Here is a 16,126-nt window from a genome sequence, read left to right on the forward strand (position 1 = left end):
CGTCGGCGGTGTTCTTGCCGCGCGGGCCGCGACTGCTTGGTGCTGCTGGTTCGGCGATGGTCCGGAGGAGCCGGTGTTGGCAACTCCCTGACACGCTCTACCGGGCATGCGCGTGATCGATGAACGCGGTCACTGCGTCCACGGTTGCGTCGGGCTGCTCGTCGGGAATGAAGTGCCCGGCCTCCGGGATGACGACGCCGGTCACGTTCTCTGCCCAGGGGCTGATGGAGGCGGCCATATCGGGGATCGAGCCGTGGGAGCTGGAGATTCCCAGGACCGGGAGGGTCAAGTGCCCTCGTCCGGAAGCGAGAGCGTCATGGTTTTTGCGCGCTGATTCCTCGGCGTCGCGGAAGTAGGCGAGAGACGCTCGGAGCCCTCCCTCGGCTGCGATGGAGGCGGCGTAGTGGTCGATATCGGCGCTGTCGAACGTGCTCGGGGACAGTGTCTTGACCCTCAAGAACCAGTCCACATAGTCACGCTCGCGGCCGGTGATCAGCGTCTCGGGCAGTTCCTGCACCACGTGGAATGCCAAGTGCCAGGTCTTCCAGGCCCGTTCGGGATCCGTTGGGATGGCGTCCGGGAGGGTGATTCCGGGAATGCCGGCGTCGAGCAGGGCGACGCCGTGCAGGCGGTCTTGGTACCTCAGGGCGAGCGAGAAGGCGACGCAGGCCCCGATGTCGTGGGCGACGAGCCAGTACTTCGGCGCGTTGAGCGCGGTCAGCGCGGCCTGGACGCGCGAAGCGAGGGTGTGGGTGTCGTAGCTCCCTTGGGGGCGGTCGGAGTGGCCCTGTCCCGGCAGGTCGATCGCGATCACGTGGAAGCGCTTGGCAAGGCGCGGCATCGCCTTGTGCCAAGCCCACCAGGTCTGCGGGAACCCGGCGAGCAGCACGACGGTGGGGTCGCCCGGCCGGCCGCCTTCAACGGCGTGAAGCCGGATTCCTTCCGCGTCGACCCAGTGGTGGGTGAAGCCCGCGAGGTCGAGCAGCGGCAGCCCGAGGACGTGGTTCTGGTTGGGAGAGCGGTTCGGGGCGATGGAGGCACCGGCCATGGCTCAAGTTTAACGCCTCTTGGACTGTTCAGTTCAAGACAGAACGTTGACTCGTAGAAAACCTCCGCGTAGCCGGATACGTTGCCGATATACCACCTGACCAGCCGGCGTGTCCGGCTTATCACCGAGCTGCCGCTGTCGGTGAACCTCGACGGCGGGATCGCGACGATCACACCGGCTGACTTCACCGCCCAGCGCAACGCCGTTCACGTCGTCGTACCTCAGAGCAGCAGCAGCGCATTGTTCGATGGACCGGGCGAGCGAGCCGTCCATTTGAAAGCCTATTGGCCCCGAGACCGCTAAGGGGCAGCCGCAGTTACGGTTTGGGCGGGGCCCGACGACGGATGTGCTGCGACGGCCGCGGCGTGCTCGGCGAGGACGCCGGTCTGGTGCCTGAGCTTGAGCCGGTACATCAGGACACCTGTGATCACGACGGCGCCGACGAAGAGGACTCCGCCCCACTGCAGGTACCACTCGAACGGCGGCACCGAGTTGTAGATCTCCGGCCGCGGCCAGATCAGGTTCAGGGTCATGGCGCCTCCCCAGAGAACGGCGAGGATGTTCACCGGCAGTCCCCACTTGCCCAGGCTGAACCCGGGCTCGGTGTCGTCGTCGGGCAGCGGCCACTTCCTGACCAGGCGCTTGCGCAGCATGGGCACCGTGACCAGCAGGTAGGAGAGGTAGATCAGGACAATGCTGATGCTGGAGAGGATGGTGAAGATGGCAGGCTGGGCAACGTTGACGATCAACGGAATGACCGCGATGATGCCGATGACGATGGCCGCCACAGTGGGGGTCTTCCGGCCCGGGTGGACCTTGCTGAGCTGGCGGCTGTAGGGCAGGTTGTTGTCCCGGGCCATGGCAAACATCATCCGGATGGCAGCGGCGTGCACGGCGAGCGTGCAGACGATCACGGCCACCACGATGCACACGAGGAACGCCTTGCCGAACGGGCCGCCCAGCACGGAGAGGACGATGTAATGCAGGCCGCCGTCAGCAGCGCCGAGCTTCGGGTCGGCCAGGTCAGGGGCGGCGAGGAGTCCGCCGAGCAGGATCAGCCCGCCGAGGACGAAGGATGCGGTGATGGCCCGCAGGATGGCCCTGGGTGCAGTGCGCTTCGGGTCCTTTGTTTCCTCACCGAGGGAGCTGGCGGTATCGAAGCCGTACATGACGTAGCCGGACGCCATGGCACCGATAAGGAACACTCCGAAGAAGCCGAGGTCGTGGCCCTCCCCGAAACCGGCGGTGTCGAAGAAAACCTCGGGACCCCGCACCACGTGCCAGGCGAGGGCCAGTATGAGCAGCACCGCCGCAACCAGCTCCACGAACACGCCGATGCTGTTGATCTTGGTCATGAGCTTCACGCCGAAGGCGTTGATGAGGGTGGAGACGCCGATCATGATGCTGGCCAACAGGACGCCGTTGACCGCGAAATCGTACGGGCCTGTCCCGTCACCGACCAGCTGGAACCCGGACCAGATCTGCGGCAACGTAAGTTGCAGGGCCAGGGCCACCGCCCCCAGCGCCATGATCGAGGAAATCAGCAACAGCCAGCCTGCCAGCCAGGCGAAGGTGCCGGAGGAAAGCCTTTTGGCCCAGTTGTACACCGAGCCGGCCACCGGGTAGCGGCCGGCCAGTTCGGCGAAGCACAGCGCCACCATCAACTGCCCGGCGAAAACGAGCGGCCACGACCACGCGTAGGCAGGTCCTGCCATCGCGAAACCAAAGTAGAACAACTGAAAAACACCGGTAAGAATGGAAATGTAGCTGACGCCGGCGGCGAAACTGGCGAACTTGCCGATGCTCCGGTCCAGAGTCTGGGCATAGCCGAACTCGTCCATTCCGCTGGTGTCTGTGCTCTTGCCGGATCCTGCCTTGCTGGGTTTTAGCATGTGAGCTCCTATGTCTAAAAGCACGATGGTGATGACCCGCGGCCGCCATTGGACGCAGGTGAAATCAACGGCCGGGCGCCAATTTGTGGGCCCCCGGCCGATTTCCCCCCATTGTTGTTTCCTAGCTGACTGGGCGCGCCGCCGGTCAGGCTAGGGCCGCGCTGAGCTCCGGCTCCGCCGTTGTTGTTTCCCCGCTTCGGCTGGCACGGATGAGATCCGCGCAGCGCTCACCGATCATCATGACGGTGATGTTGGGGTTGACCGTGAGTTGTTCAGGCATGACAGAGGCGTCGGCGACGCGCAGGCCGGTGACGCCCTTGACCCTTAGCTCGGGGTCGAGCGGTGACATGTCGTCGTCCGCTGGCCCCATGCGGACGGTGCCAACGGGGTGGTAAACGGTGTTGTGCGTCTTGCGGATGTAGTCCTGCAGTTCCTCGTCGGTCTGCGCCTCGATGCCGGGCGAGAGTTCGCGGCCGGTCCATTCGGCCATGGCAGGCTGTGCGGCGATTTCACGGGCCTTGCGGATACCGGCGACCATGACGCGCATGTCGTGGCCCTCCGGATCCGTAAAGTACCGCGGATCGACAGCGGGCTTGTCGCGGAAGTCCCGGCTGCGCAGCCGGACGGTGCCGCGGGAGCGGGCGTGCGTGACGTTCGGGGTGAGGCTGAAGCCGTTCTCCGTGGTCGGGTAGCCGTACCGCAGGGTGTTCATGTCGAACGGGACGGAGCCGTAGTGCATCATCAAGTCCGGGCGGTCCAGGCCCTTCTCGGTGGGGGTGAAGATGCCGATCTCCCACCACTGCGTCGAAGTCTGTACCATCGGCTGCTTGGCCTCGAACTGCACCACGCCTTCGGGGTGGTCCTGCAAGTGCTCGCCGACGCCGGGGGAGTCCACCAGGACCTCGATGCCGTGCCCGGCAAGGTGCGCGGCCGGGCCGATGCCGGAGAGCATGAGCAGCTTGGGCGAGTCGATGGCGCCGGCGGACAGGACCACCTCGCGACGCGCAGAGAGCCGGTGAGTCCGGCCGAACGCCGAGTCCACGACGTCGACCCCGGTGCAGCACTTGTCCGCGTCGAACACCAGTTGGCGGGCTCGCAGGCCGGTCAGCAGTGTGAACTTCTCACGCTCGATTACCGGGTGGATGTAGGAGACCGAGCTGGAGGAACGGGTGCCGTCCGCGCGGCGGTTGATCTGGAAAAAGTTGGCGCCGTTGATCACGGTGGTGCCGGTGTTGAACTTCGCCCGCGGAATGCCGGTCTGTTCGCAGGCATCCAGGAGTGCGACGCCGGTGGGGTCCGCCGGGGGCACGTTCATCAGGTGCACGGGGCCTGAGTTGCCGTGGTGCGGCGCGTCCGGGCCGGCGTCCTCGTTGGTCTCCAGCCGCTGGTATAGCGGCCAGGCGGTCTTAGCGTTCCAGCCGGTAGCGCCGTACTTAGACTCCCACTCGTCCAGGTCTTCGCGCGGGGCCCAGAAGGCGATGCAGGAGTTGTGGCTGGAGCAGCCACCCATGACCTTGGCACGGGCATGGCGCATGAAGGAGTTGCCGTTCTCCTGCGGTTCGATCGGGTAGTCCCAGTCGTAGCCGGAATCCAGCAGCTCCATCCAGCGGTCAAGCTGCAGGACCTCGGGCACGCCGCGATCGTCCGGACCTGCCTCCACCAGCGCCACGGACACCGCCGGGCCCTCGCTCAGCCGGGCGGCGACTGCAGCTCCGGCGGATCCGCCGCCGATGACGATGTAGTCGAACTCGCGGTCGTTGAGGCTCTCGACGTTCTCGATATGCATCTAGTTCTCCTTGCCGTGGTCAACGAACCAGCCGGTCACCTGTGGGCTGGTGTTCTGGTAGACGTGCTTGGCTTCCTGATATTCGGCCAGGCCGGTCGGTCCGAGCTCGCGACCGACGCCGGACTGGCCGAAGCCGCCCCACTCGGCCTGGGGCAGGTAGGGATGGTAGTCGTTGATCCAGACGGTGCCGTGCCGCAGCCGGCCGGCCACGCGCTGCGCCTTGCCGGCGTCCTGGGTCCAGACCGCGCCGGCCAGCCCGTAGACGGTGTCGTTGGCGGTCGCCACGGCCTCGTCCTCGGTGCGGAAGGTCTCGACGGTCACCACCGGGCCGAAGGCTTCGTCCATGACGACGGACATTCCCTTGTGTACGCGGTCCAGGACGGTTGGCTGGTAATAGAAACCGGCATCGTACCTCTCCCCTTCAGGCACCACGCCACCGCACCGCAGCCGCGCACCCTCCTGAACTCCGCGCTGGACGTAGGCGTGGACCTTCTCGCGGTGGGCCGCGGAAATCAGCGGCCCGGTTTCGGCAGCCTCGTCGAACGGGCCGCCGAGACGGATGCCCTGCGCGCGGCGGACCAGCTCGTCGACGAAGCGCTCGGCGATCGATTCCTCGACCACCAGCCGCGCCCCCGCGGAGCAGACCTGCCCGGAGTGAACAAACGCCCCGTTCAGCGCATTATCGACGGCGGCGTCGAAGTCCGCGTCGGCAAACACTACGTTGGGGTTCTTTCCGCCGAGCTCCAGCGCCACCTTCTTCACGGTGCCGGCGGCCGCCGCGGCAACGCGCTTGCCGGTCTCCAACCCGCCGGTAAAAGAGACGAGGTCGACGCCGGGGTGTTCCGAGAGCGGTGCGCCCGCCTCCGCGCCGGGACCGGTCACGAGGTTGGCCACGCCGTCCGGCAGGCCCAGGTCCTGCAGCAGCTGCATGGCCAGGATGGCAGTGGACGGGGTCAGCTCGGAGGGCTTGAGCACGAAGGTGCAGCCGGCGGCCAGCGCGGGCGCGATCTTCCACGCGGCCTGGAGAAGGGGATAGTTCCACGGCGTGATCAAGCCGCAGACGCCCACCGGCTCGTAGACGATCTTGCTAACGACGGCGGGATTCCCCGCGTCCACCACGCGGCCCGCCTGCTGCCCGGCGAGCCTTCCGAAATATTCGAAGCAGGCGGCGATGTCGTCCATGTCAATCCGGCTCTCGGTGATCCGTTTCCCGGTGTCCAGCGATTCGGCGCGGGCGAATTTCTCGCGGCGCTCACGCAGTTCCGAGGCAACCTTGAGCAGGAAGGCGCCGCGCTCAGACGCCGGGACCGAGGCCCAGACACCGGAGTCGAAGGCCGCACGGGCCGCAGCGATGGCGCGCTCGGCATCTTCCCGACCGGCCTCGGACACCGTGGCGACCAGTTCGCCGTCGGCCGGGTTGCGGATTTGGCGCACCGCGCTGGACGCGGCCGGCTCCCACGCGCCGTTGATGAACAGGGTGGATGCGGTATCGGTCAAGGTGTCTCCTTTAGTAGTGCGGCGACGGGCTCGTCGACGGTCTTCTAGTCGGCCTCCCGGTCCGCCTTGGGCGGGCCGTTTCCGGCGACCGTGCTGCAGCCGGGCGTCGCGCTGCTGGTGAGGGAACTCCACGTTCACCTCGTGGTGGTCCGGCACGTCGGCGTCCCTGCATCAGCCATGAGGTTGTGGCTGCCCTCGAGCGGGAACACCTCGATCCGATAGTGCTGCCCCCGCCACCCTGACCAGTCAGTGAGGTCCCCCTGGGCCGGGTGGACCCGATACTGGGCCGGTGTGATTTGGGTCATGGCATTCAGAGTAAAGCAGGTTGAACAAGTGTTCAATACTTTGGTTGAACAAATGTTCAAGGACGGTTACGTGCTGCTGCCGCCTGATCAAGCAGCTTCAGGACTCTTGAGGCTCGGTGCCCAGGCCTTGCTCGTTTTGACGCGAAAGGGCGAAGGCGATTTGCTCCGTGCGGGCGATGCCTCGCTGGATGGATTCCCTGTCTATGCCAAGAATCGTGGTTAGCCACATGCCGTTTTGTACTATGACAATGTCGTCTGCTCGCTCCCTGCACTCATCGCGGGAAAGCTCGGGTCGGGCGTTCCCTATCAGCGTCGCGAGCCCATCGAGATATCGCTCGAACGCCGCCGCGTTAATCAGTGCAAAGTCTTCGTGGGCCTGCGCGAGAGCCCAAAGGTGGAGACGCAGAGATAGGTATCGTGTGGTCAGGAGGTCCGGGTCCGCAACGCGCCGGAGAGCCTTGCGGAGCTGTTCGTCCGGGGGCGAAGCCGGATCGGGCTCGACGAGCCTAAGGTCGTGCTCGTCGATTCGGTGCAGGGCCGCACGGATCAAGCTGGACTTGTCCTCGTAGTAGTAGTTCACGAGCCCCAGTGCGACGCCGGCTTCTCGCGCCACGGCGCGCATATTGACGCCAGAGATGCCGTGGCGGGACAGCAGCTCCAGCGCCGCTTCGAGAATGCGCGACTGCCTGTCAATCTGTTCGTCGGAGTTCACGGTGCTTGTATCCACCCGGCCAGACTATGGCGAAACCCGGATGAGTGCATCTCGCTAACCACCCGTCCTGGCAGCCGAGTTCCTAGGCGCCACCGGCGGCGACCTCACCATCTTCCAAACCGCCGACCGGTTCGCCGGGCTGGCTCCGGCACCGCGGGACTCCGGCAGGATCACCGGCAACCATCACTGAGGTGACGATACCGGTCGTCTAGGAGGAGCCGGATATGTCCGGTTCCGGGGTTGGAAAGGAGTTGCCCTGAGCTACTAGGTCTAAGTCAATATTAGGTCTAGCGTGGGAAGTCAAGATCCTGTGCGCATGAATGCGCGTAGGCGGGGGACCGGACGAGGATCCGTTACGGCCTTCGATGACGATCGGGCAGACGTGGTGGGCAGCGGCAGCGATCAGCTGGTCATTTCAGGAAGGGACGCAGCCGAGAAGGTCGCACGGGATCTGGCCGTCGAATTGAGCTCCCCGCAACTGCAGGTGGCCTACTTCGCGGTACACGGCTCGCCGGCCCATGCATTGATGAAGCAGGCCGACCAATACGACGCCCGGATGATCGTCGTGGGCAACATGCGGATGCGCGGCCTGGGCCGGTACTTGGCAGCATTGCAAACAGCATCGCCCACAACGCGCCCTGTGACGTTTACGTAGCCAAAACGAACGAACCCTAGGCATACCGCCGGACGCACCGCCAAGCTGACCGGATAGCGCATCCCGAGACAAATCACTGCGCTCCAGCTTGACGTAGTCTCCGCTTTCGGCTGGCTGTACAACCGATCGAAGGCGCTAGTGCGGGACTTCGTCGGAATCTTTTGAACTGGCCAATTTGGGGGTGTGTACAAAGTACACACTTTGGGCTTCGGATCGGGTCGTACTGGTGCCGGATCGGGCTGGATTCCGCATGTTTCCGCGGGCGCCCAGTGTTGGCAGGGGAGGGAATGCAGTTCGAGTCCCACCTCGGGCACAGCATTCCCCCTCGTCAGAGGGGGTTTTTGCTTTAACGTGTGTACATTGACCCTGGTTGGGTCCCCCTGACGCTTGTCCGGAGCGAGTTTCCTGCGGTTGCTGCTTTGTGGCTCGCTCCTTGCCTGCTTCCCACGCAGGAAGATCCCCGGAAACCCGGGGATCTTTCTGCCTCAACGCACGCAGGCAGTGCTGTCACACCGTAGGGGCGATGTTCTGGTTCAACCGGAATAGATTGGTGGGGTCGTATTCGTTCTTCAGTTCCACGAGCCGCCGGTATGTATCCGCCGGGTACGACGCCCGGACGAGCGTCGTATTCGCTTCCCCCGTGAAATTCACGTAGGCCGCCACATCCGGACCGAGCGCGGACGTCACGCCTCGGGCCCATTCGACGACATCCGCGAAGCCTTCCGCCGTCGGCGTGCGCGCAATAACATTGACGATGAATTCTTGGTCGCGGAGTGCGAAGGCCGTTGCTTCGGCAGGAACCCGGCTTACCGCGCCGCCTAGGTGGTGCAGGTGAATTTCCGTCATGGCATTGGGCGATGCTGCAAACGAGTTCAGTAGCACGCGCACGGACGCGTCGTCGGCGGCGCGCAGAAATGCCGAGCGGAAATAGTTGTGCACGCCCCGCGGGTACAGCGGATCGAGCGCCTGCTGCCACCCCGCGTACGGGTTGGCCGCGAACACATCGGCGATGACCGTGCCCAATGACCGGAAGGGCGCGGTGGCGGCCTCGCCGGCATCGAGATCGCCGGACCAGCACCCTCCCACAGCGATGACCGGCTTGCCGTGCACTGATTCTGGCAGGAACGGGACCGGCGGCGCCGTGGTCATGTTGACCAGCGTGGTCAGCTCATCGGGGGCCGCCGCACAGGCTGCCCGATAGCCGCGCAACACCTGCTCTGCCTCTTCTGCGGGGTAGAAAACCAGGCCGGAAAGGACGATGGGCCCCACTTCGTGCAATTGATAGTCGAAGGACGTCACCACACCGAAATTGCCGCCGCCGCCGCGCAGTCCCCAAAACAAATCGGGGTGCTCGTCGGCACTGGCATGAATAAACTGCCCGTCAGCGGTCACGACGTCGGCGCCGACCAGGTTGTCGCTGGCCAGCCCGAGCTTGCGCACGAGCCAGCCGATGCCGCCGCCGGTGGTGAAGCCGGCGACGCCAGTCGAGGACACCAGGCCGCCGGTCACCGCAAGCCCGAATTGCTGGGTCTCTGCATCCACGTCCTTCCACGTACACCCTGCCTGTGCCGCCACGCGGCGGCGGGCAGGGTCCACCTGGACCCCCTTCATCAGCGAAAGGTCCAGCACGATACCGTCGTCGACGGTGGAAAACCCGGGGATCGAATGGCCACCGCCGCGAACCGACAACGGCAACCCCTCGCTGCGCGCGAGATCGACCGTGCGGATTACATCTGCCACACCCGCACAGCGTGCGATAAGCGTCGGGCGGCAGTCGTGGGCCCCGTTCCAGATGCTGCGTTCGCGGTCGTAGTCCGCGTCCCCTGGCCGGACGACCGTGCCGCGCAGGCCCGCGGCGAACTCGGCGATGGTGGCCTCACCGATGCGGGTCGGCCCAGTCTGCGTCGTTGTCACGATGCGTTCCTCCTGATTGCTGTTTGTTTGTTAGATCCATTTGCCAGATCCAGGAATAACGCTAGTGAACCGTCCTCAACGAGCACTCAACGCCGACTCAACATCATCATCCGAGTCCCGCCTGCGCAGTGCGGCCAGCCGCTGACCGGCGATGAGGCATCTCGTTCGGTCGAAAATCGCCCCTGCCCTGTCAATTTCGCGGGCCGCCCGATGTGGATCGCGGAGCTCGTTGGATAGTTCTGCCACCATCAACCGCTGCCAGCCAGTGTGTCGCCACCAGGGGGCGACTCTTTCCGCTGCCTGCCTGTACATTTCCCGCGCCGCCCGGACCTCCCCGGAGATCAGTTCGGCGGCGCCGAGAATGGTCAGCGTGGCGCCCATCCCCACCTGATCTCCCGCGGACTCGAACCCTGAAAGGCAAAGCCGAGCGTCTTTCAGGCCGCGGTCGATGTCACCACCCATGGCGCGGAGCAAGGCGATATTAATCTCGGTCAGCAGCTCGCCGCGCCGGTCGCCCAGGCCGAGCCGAAGCTCCCGCGCCAAGGACAGGGCCTCATCGGCCGCGCTGTAGTCGCCACAATCGCGCAGAATGCAGCCAAGTTGGTGAAGTGTTTGCGCCCTGGCCAGGTCATCTCCTAAGTCGGCGAAATGTTCGGCTGCATCCGTGATGACGGATATTGCAGACTGCGTGTCTCTCGAAAGCCTGGCCGCGTAGCCGATCGCGGACAGCACGTAGCCTTTGGCTTGGACGACGCCAACCCGCCGGCCCAACAGCAGGGTCTCCTCGACGCAGGGGACCAACCGTCCGGCGATCGGGACCAGTTGCAGGCTGGGCGTGATCACCGGCAGGAAGGGTGGAGCGCTGGTGTCAGACTGTGCGAGTTCGCTCAGGCAGGTGTTTAGGTGACGGGCGGCGAGTGGCCCGTCCTCCCGGGACAACGCACACTGGCCGAGCAGCCAACTGCTGGCAGCGCAATGTTCGGGTCTGCCACCCTCGACTGCCTCGGTGTGCACGTCGGCTGCCAGCTGTTCGGCCTCTTCCAAGTCGAAAGTGCTCCAGGCGAGCGAGGTCTCAATGAGCCGGGCCATCGCCACCTCGTCGGGGTTACCGATCTCCCGCATAATTGCCAGGGCCTCCGCGCCGAGCGCGCGATGCCGATCTGCGCGGCCCTGCCGGCTGTCCAGTCCGGTCAGGCCGATCAGGGCGGCCGCGCGGGGCCGGGTCGGTTCGGGAGCCACCGCCAAGGCACGCTCGACCCAACGGGCTCCCTCGACCGCGTGACCGCGGACGAACCAGAACCGCCACAGGCTGGCGGCGAGCCGGAGCGCGGTCTCGGGCTCGCGGGCGCACGAGAAGCGCAGCGCAGCGCGCAGGTTGTCGTGCTCGCGGTCGAGCACCTTCGGCTGTTCGATGACCACACCTGTGGCCCGTTCGGGATTGTGGGATTCGGCGACGGCAAGGAAGTAGGCGCAATGCGCAGCCGCCAATTGAGCAGCCTCACCTGCATGATCGAGATTCTCGTGGCCAAACTGGCGGACCGTCTCCAATTGCCGGTATCGGGTCCCGGCGCCCCTCCTTTCGGTGACCACCAAAGACTTGTCCACCAGCTTCGCCAACAGGTCAAGCATTTCGATCTGCTGGAGGGGCACGTCGGCGCAGACTGCGACCACAGCGTCGAGGGTGAAACCACCCGCGAACACAGACAGCCGGCGCAGCAGAACCTGCTCCGGTTTGGTCAGCAGTTCGTGGCTCCATTCCAAAGTGCCACGCAGCGTCTGGTGCCGCGTGACGCCGCTGGTTCCCCCGCCGAGCATGGACAAAGCATCGCCCAGTCTCTGGACGATCTCGGCGGGTTCGAGTACGGCGGTTCTGGCCGCGGCCAATTCCAGGGCCAGCGGCATCCCGTCGAGCCGTCGGCACAACTCTGTCACCCCCTGCGCGTTGTCGGCGTCGAGCGCGAAACCCGGCCGGACTTGCGCTGCCCGCTCAACGAAAAGCCGGACAGAGGGCATACGGCCCAGCACGGCCAGGTCGAGAGCATCGGTCCGCAGGGGCGGGGGCAGGGGCAACGACGGCACCCGGTAGGTGTACTCCCCGTCGGCATGGAGTGGCTCCCGGCTGGTGGCCAGCACTTTAACCCCAGGGGATCCGTCGAGTAGCGCGACGGCGAGTTGTGCACAGGCCGCGAGCAGGTGTTCGCAGTTATCCAGCACGAGGAGCAGCGAGCGTCGCCGCAGTTGGTCGACCAGTGCTTGCACGCGGCTTGGTGCCGCGCCGGAATCCAACCCGATGACCTCGGCTACGGCATCGGCCACCAGCAGCGACTCCCCAACGGCCGCGAGGTCGACGAACCAGACTCCGTCCGCGTACTCAGGACGAACTGTCTTCGCGGCCTCCAATGCCAGTCTGGTCTTGCCGCTGCCGCCAGCCCCGGTGAGGGTGAGTAGGCGAGCATGGCCCATCAGCCGCTCGACGTCGACGAGCTCACGCTCGCGCCCGATGAAACTTGTCAACGGGGATGGCAGATAACCGATTGCATCGTCTTTGCCGGTCACACCGGCGGGCTGGTGGAGGCGCTCCTCGGGCGGCGAGCCGGTCAACAACTCGCGAAACAGCCCCATCGTCCGGGTGTCCGGGTCGGTCCCGAACGCGTCGAGGAGTTCGTCGACCAGCCGCTCATATCGGGCCAATGCTTCCGACCGCCGGCCCATTCCCGCCAGCACCTCCATCTGCGCGCGCACGGCTCCCTCGTGAACGGGATCGGATTCGAGCGCATGGGTGAGGATGACCAACGCTTCCTCCGGTGCGCGCTGCGCCACCATGGACGCCAGTTTCACCAGTACTTCGCGATAGATTTCCCGGAGCTCATCGCGGCGTGTCGTCAGCCAATCCGCATCCGGCAGTTCCGGCAGAAGATCACCACTGTACAAGTCAGTCGCATCGCGCAGGCTTGCCTCGACACCTGCAGCCAACGCTGCCACGGCAGAACGCTCGAACTGCAGGACATCGACATCGACCGGGCCCGTGTCATCCAGCACGACCACTTCACCGCGGATGGCGAGCAGCCCGTCGCTGCCGGCTCCAGCGCCAGCGAGCGTACGGCGGGCTACGTACAGGGTCTGATGCAGATTCCGTGCGGCGGCCACCGGCTCCATGTCAGGCCACAGGCGGTCCAGTACCTGCTCGCGACGGCCACGCTGACCACGCTCCAAGGCCAGCATCGCCACCACGGCCTTTGCCTTCTGCAGCCGCCAGCGGCTGTTCTCGACGGCGTTCCCGTTGACGTACACGATGAACGAGCCGAGAAGCTGGATGCGCAACCCGCTTTGGGTAGGCTTCATGGTTCTTCAGTATCCGCTCGCCAACCGGCGTTGTCGAACAACGAAATTTCCCGCACGCTAGCTGCCTTGGCTGCCCACCAGCCGCTGGACGACGGTCTATAGCTAAGGCAAACGTCCGCAAGCCGAACGGCGGGCGCTTCCGAACGAGGGGCATATCGTCGCAGCGCAGGAAGGGCCGGATCCGACGCCGATACGAACGACGGCTCGGGGGACGCCTGAGGGCGACGCAGGGGAGCCGCCTCGCAATCCGACGAACCTCGACGCGCAAGGAGATAGATTGCCGCCAGAGATTGCTGCAACACCCTGTTCGCTGTGCTGTCTCACAAGATGCTGATCCGCCGACCTAACGACAGCGCGTTACGAGACAGAGCCAGCCTTGTCACCGCTGGGATCCATCACTCCTAATTTCTGGTGACTTCGTCAGGGAGGCACCAGCCGCTGAGACAAGTCGGCCGAGCGAGTACCGCCTTGTTGGGGCGCTTGTCCCCGGGCTCAAGCGTGTGGGCTTAGGCCAACACGGGCCTGGATTATTGGCTGGCGGGTGCCTTCTCAGGCCTTGTTGCGGTCCCGGATCAAAGTCAGGGCCTCCACGACCAGGTCGTGGTCGGCTTTTTGCGGGAGTCCGGACACGGTCGCTGTGGCGACATGCCCGGTGTCCTTCACATATATCGGGAAGGCTCCGCCGTGCGAGGCGAAGCGTGTCTGGTCGAACCATCCGTTGTCTTCGAGGCGTCCGCCGCCGAGCCGGCCCTTAAGGCCCACAAGGAGTGACGGTTCGGCGTACCGCTCCGTTGTACTGCTCTTTCTCTGAACCCAGATGTCATTGTCGGGAGTCGCTCCAGGCAGAGAGACGTGAAAGAGGATGTGACTGTTTCGGCGGATATCGATGGCGACCGGGAGGTTCCTCTGTGTGGCAAGGTCAACGAGCAGGAGACCCAGCGCGAGAGCGTCCGCTTGGCTGAAGCTGTTCGGGTGCAGGGCGTCGACTTCGTTTTCGAGGCGTTGAATGAGGGATTGCAGCGCGGCTACAGGCTGCTCGTCCTGCGAGTCCGGGTCGAATTCTGTCTCGGATGCGAGGTTCTTTTCGTGGAGCATGAGTTTCCTGTCTGCTGGACCGGCTGGGCACCGGGCCTCAAGGCCGCACCCCACGCATGGTGTGATCAGGTCCGGGGGCGCCAGGTGGCGGTGGAGGATCGGATCTTCAGCTGGGGCTCGATGAGGGCCAGTTGGTTTTGTATTTCGGCGTTTCCGTCGGCCAGGCGGTTCATCAGCAATTCGGTGCCCTTGGCGCCGATCTGCTGAGGGAATCCTGCCACGGACGTGAGCGGGGGGATCTGGCTGGCTGCAATGCGCGTGTCGTCGAAAGAGGCGACGGCGATGTCGCGGCCGGGTTCGAGTCCGCGGCGGCGCAGTTCGTCGTAGATTCCTTGCGCCACGGCGTCGTTATAGGCGATGAGCGCGTCCGGCAGGCGGCCTTGGTCGAGGAGCCGGCCCACAGCAGCGGTGCCTCCTTCCGGAGTGATGGCGCTTCGGAGCTCGTCCGTGCTCCACACCTCACACCCGTGGGGCTCGAGCGACGTGCGGAGGCCCTCCTCCCGTTCGGCGAGGGAAGACGCAGGGACACCGGGACGCCTTGTACGCCGACCGGGTTTCAGCGTAGAAAAAATCAAACGCTTCCCCTGTGGCGGACACGAGCCGCCGCAGGGGAAGACACCATCGGCCACGGTCAAAGAACCCGAGCCAGCAGTGCACCTCACAGCAGGGCCATCGAAGGACGGAGACAACAAAATGACTCCAACTCCAAGCGGCGCTTTTCCTGATCGCGACACCTTTACCAGCCCGGCGACAGCCCACCTCGGACAGGGACGCCGGACCGCGAAGGGGGAGTGGATGGCTGTGGACAATTACGGCAGGCCGGTAGCCACGATTTGGTCGCCCTACCTTGGGCACCCGCACACCTTCCGCTGCGATCCACTGCCCCACGCGCGATACGTCGACGCCGTAGAGGCTGACGACTTCTCAGTTGGCCTCGACTACGCGCTAAGTAACTTCAGTCCGGCACAGTAACGCTGCCGAGCGTTGTTACGCGCCTCTGGAGGGAAAGAAATCGCAGCGGATCAGCGTCGCATTCGTCAGGCGAGCGGTTCCGTCACGTGATCACGGCCCCCGGGTCGACGACGCACCGGGCATCATTCAACACCAGCACTTCGACGCCACGTGAGCGCAGAAGATCGAATTCGCCGGGGAACGTCTCGGCGTCGCCCACCACCACGCGCGGAATCTTGAACTGGATGATGGTCCCGGTACACATCGCACACGGCGCCAGGGTGGTGTAGAGGGTCGTGTCCCTGTAACTCTTCTGGCGTCCGGCAGCCCGCAGCCAGCGCAGACATCTCGCCGTGGGCGATTGGATCACCATGCTGCACACGCTCGTTGCGGCCGCTGGCAATCACTTCCCCGCCGCGGGCCAAGGCAGCGCTGATCGGGATGCCGCCCTCTCGCAGACTCTTTTGTGCGGCCTCGTAGTCAAGACCGCATCTGTGGTGATTCGTTCAGTTTGGGACTTGTGTGCAGTCTAAATTGCGCCCCAAAGAATTGTTTATGGCCGCCAACGGCTTGGCATCGAAGCTCTGTGAGCGAGCCCTGGCCAACGGGAACACCGGCCTTTGCAAGGCACATGTCGGCCCGTGCGCCGGGTCTGGTTACAACCCGAACCTGCCGCTCACCATAGAGCGTGATGCTGAACCAAGACGAAGGAAATAAGTCCTGACATAGTGACTACTTGAAATCATCTTCGCTGCCAGCTTGTTCTTCAATCGATCGAAGGCGCTAGGACAGGCTCGCTGCGCAACAGGTCGGCGCAGCGCTCCCATGCCCGCGGTGCAATAGCCACCATGGCGGTTCGTGTTTGAGGCAGTATTAGCCGTCCCGCGCACCAGCTGCACCTGCTATCCATTGCCCGGAACCCCACATTG

12 protein-coding genes and 2 pseudogenes are annotated in these 16,126 nt (G+C 64.9%); 3 read left to right on the forward strand and 11 right to left on the reverse strand.

Translation table 11 applies throughout. The annotated features are described in order from the left end of the window. Positions 1–97: 97 nt before the first annotated feature. Positions 98–1,048, reverse strand: coding sequence for an alpha/beta fold hydrolase (locus ACFRJ8_RS15435; RefSeq protein ID WP_377987030.1), 951 nt, complete (start codon positions 1,046–1,048; stop codon positions 98–100). Between the two features lie 81 nt (positions 1,049–1,129). Here ACFRJ8_RS15435 and ACFRJ8_RS15440 point away from each other — a divergent pair, with 81 nt between their 5' ends. Next, complete coding sequence (locus tag ACFRJ8_RS15440) at positions 1,130–1,351, forward strand: hypothetical protein (protein WP_377987031.1); 222 nt, start codon at positions 1,130–1,132, stop codon at positions 1,349–1,351. Here ACFRJ8_RS15440 and ACFRJ8_RS15445 read toward each other — a convergent pair. From ACFRJ8_RS15445 to ACFRJ8_RS15465, 5 genes are all read right to left on the reverse strand, one after another. Beyond that, on the reverse strand, positions 1,348–2,940 hold the full coding sequence (locus ACFRJ8_RS15445) for an APC family permease (RefSeq protein ID WP_377987032.1): 1,593 nt from the start codon (positions 2,938–2,940) through the stop codon (positions 1,348–1,350). The two genes, ACFRJ8_RS15440 and ACFRJ8_RS15445, sit on opposite strands and share 4 nt — an antisense overlap. Before the next feature lie 145 nt (positions 2,941–3,085). Next, complete coding sequence (locus tag ACFRJ8_RS15450) at positions 3,086–4,726, reverse strand: GMC family oxidoreductase (RefSeq protein WP_377987033.1); 1,641 nt, start codon at positions 4,724–4,726, stop codon at positions 3,086–3,088. Further along, a complete protein-coding gene (locus ACFRJ8_RS15455) occupies positions 4,727–6,223 on the reverse strand; it encodes an aldehyde dehydrogenase family protein (RefSeq protein WP_377987034.1) in 1,497 nt (498 codons plus the stop codon). Between the two features lie 134 nt (positions 6,224–6,357). Further along, complete coding sequence (locus ACFRJ8_RS15460) at positions 6,358–6,528, reverse strand: hypothetical protein (protein ID WP_377987035.1); 171 nt, start codon at positions 6,526–6,528, stop codon at positions 6,358–6,360. A gap of 97 nt (positions 6,529–6,625) precedes the next feature. Next, positions 6,626–7,255, reverse strand: a complete 630-nt coding sequence (locus ACFRJ8_RS15465) for a TetR/AcrR family transcriptional regulator (protein WP_377987036.1) — start codon at positions 7,253–7,255, stop codon at positions 6,626–6,628. 46 nt (positions 7,256–7,301) lie between these two features. Here ACFRJ8_RS15465 and ACFRJ8_RS15470 point away from each other — a divergent pair. Both ACFRJ8_RS15470 and ACFRJ8_RS15475 read left to right on the forward strand, forming a co-directional pair. Next, positions 7,302–7,427 (forward strand): annotated as a pseudogene (locus ACFRJ8_RS15470) (IS110 family transposase); the annotation flags it as partial. A gap of 129 nt (positions 7,428–7,556) precedes the next feature. Then, positions 7,557–7,895, forward strand: coding sequence for a universal stress protein (locus ACFRJ8_RS15475; protein ID WP_377987037.1), 339 nt, complete (start codon positions 7,557–7,559; stop codon positions 7,893–7,895). A gap of 507 nt (positions 7,896–8,402) precedes the next feature. Here the strand turns inward: ACFRJ8_RS15475 and ACFRJ8_RS15480 are convergent. From ACFRJ8_RS15480 to ACFRJ8_RS15500, 5 genes and pseudogenes are all read right to left on the reverse strand, one after another. Continuing rightward, the gene (locus ACFRJ8_RS15480) at positions 8,403–9,809 is read right to left on the reverse strand and encodes an FAD-binding oxidoreductase (protein ID WP_377987038.1); all 1,407 of its coding nucleotides are present in this window, start codon (positions 9,807–9,809) and stop codon (positions 8,403–8,405) included. Positions 9,810–9,884: 75 nt separating this feature from the next. Further along, on the reverse strand, positions 9,885–13,151 hold the full coding sequence (locus tag ACFRJ8_RS15485) for an ATP-binding protein (protein WP_377987039.1): 3,267 nt from the start codon (positions 13,149–13,151) through the stop codon (positions 9,885–9,887). Positions 13,152–13,700: 549 nt separating this feature from the next. Beyond that, entirely contained in the window at positions 13,701–14,246 is a 546-nt protein-coding gene (locus ACFRJ8_RS15490) for a heme-degrading domain-containing protein (RefSeq protein WP_377987040.1), read from the reverse strand. A gap of 65 nt (positions 14,247–14,311) precedes the next feature. Beyond that, a complete protein-coding gene (locus ACFRJ8_RS15495) occupies positions 14,312–14,980 on the reverse strand; it encodes a substrate-binding domain-containing protein (protein WP_377987041.1) in 669 nt (222 codons plus the stop codon). 320 nt (positions 14,981–15,300) lie between these two features. Next, a pseudogene (locus ACFRJ8_RS15500) lies at positions 15,301–15,655 on the reverse strand (nucleoside deaminase). Positions 15,656–16,126 lie beyond the last annotated feature (471 nt).

Source organism: Arthrobacter sp. NPDC056886 (genome assembly GCF_042788715.1).
GTDB lineage: Bacteria > Actinomycetota > Actinomycetes > Actinomycetales > Micrococcaceae > Arthrobacter.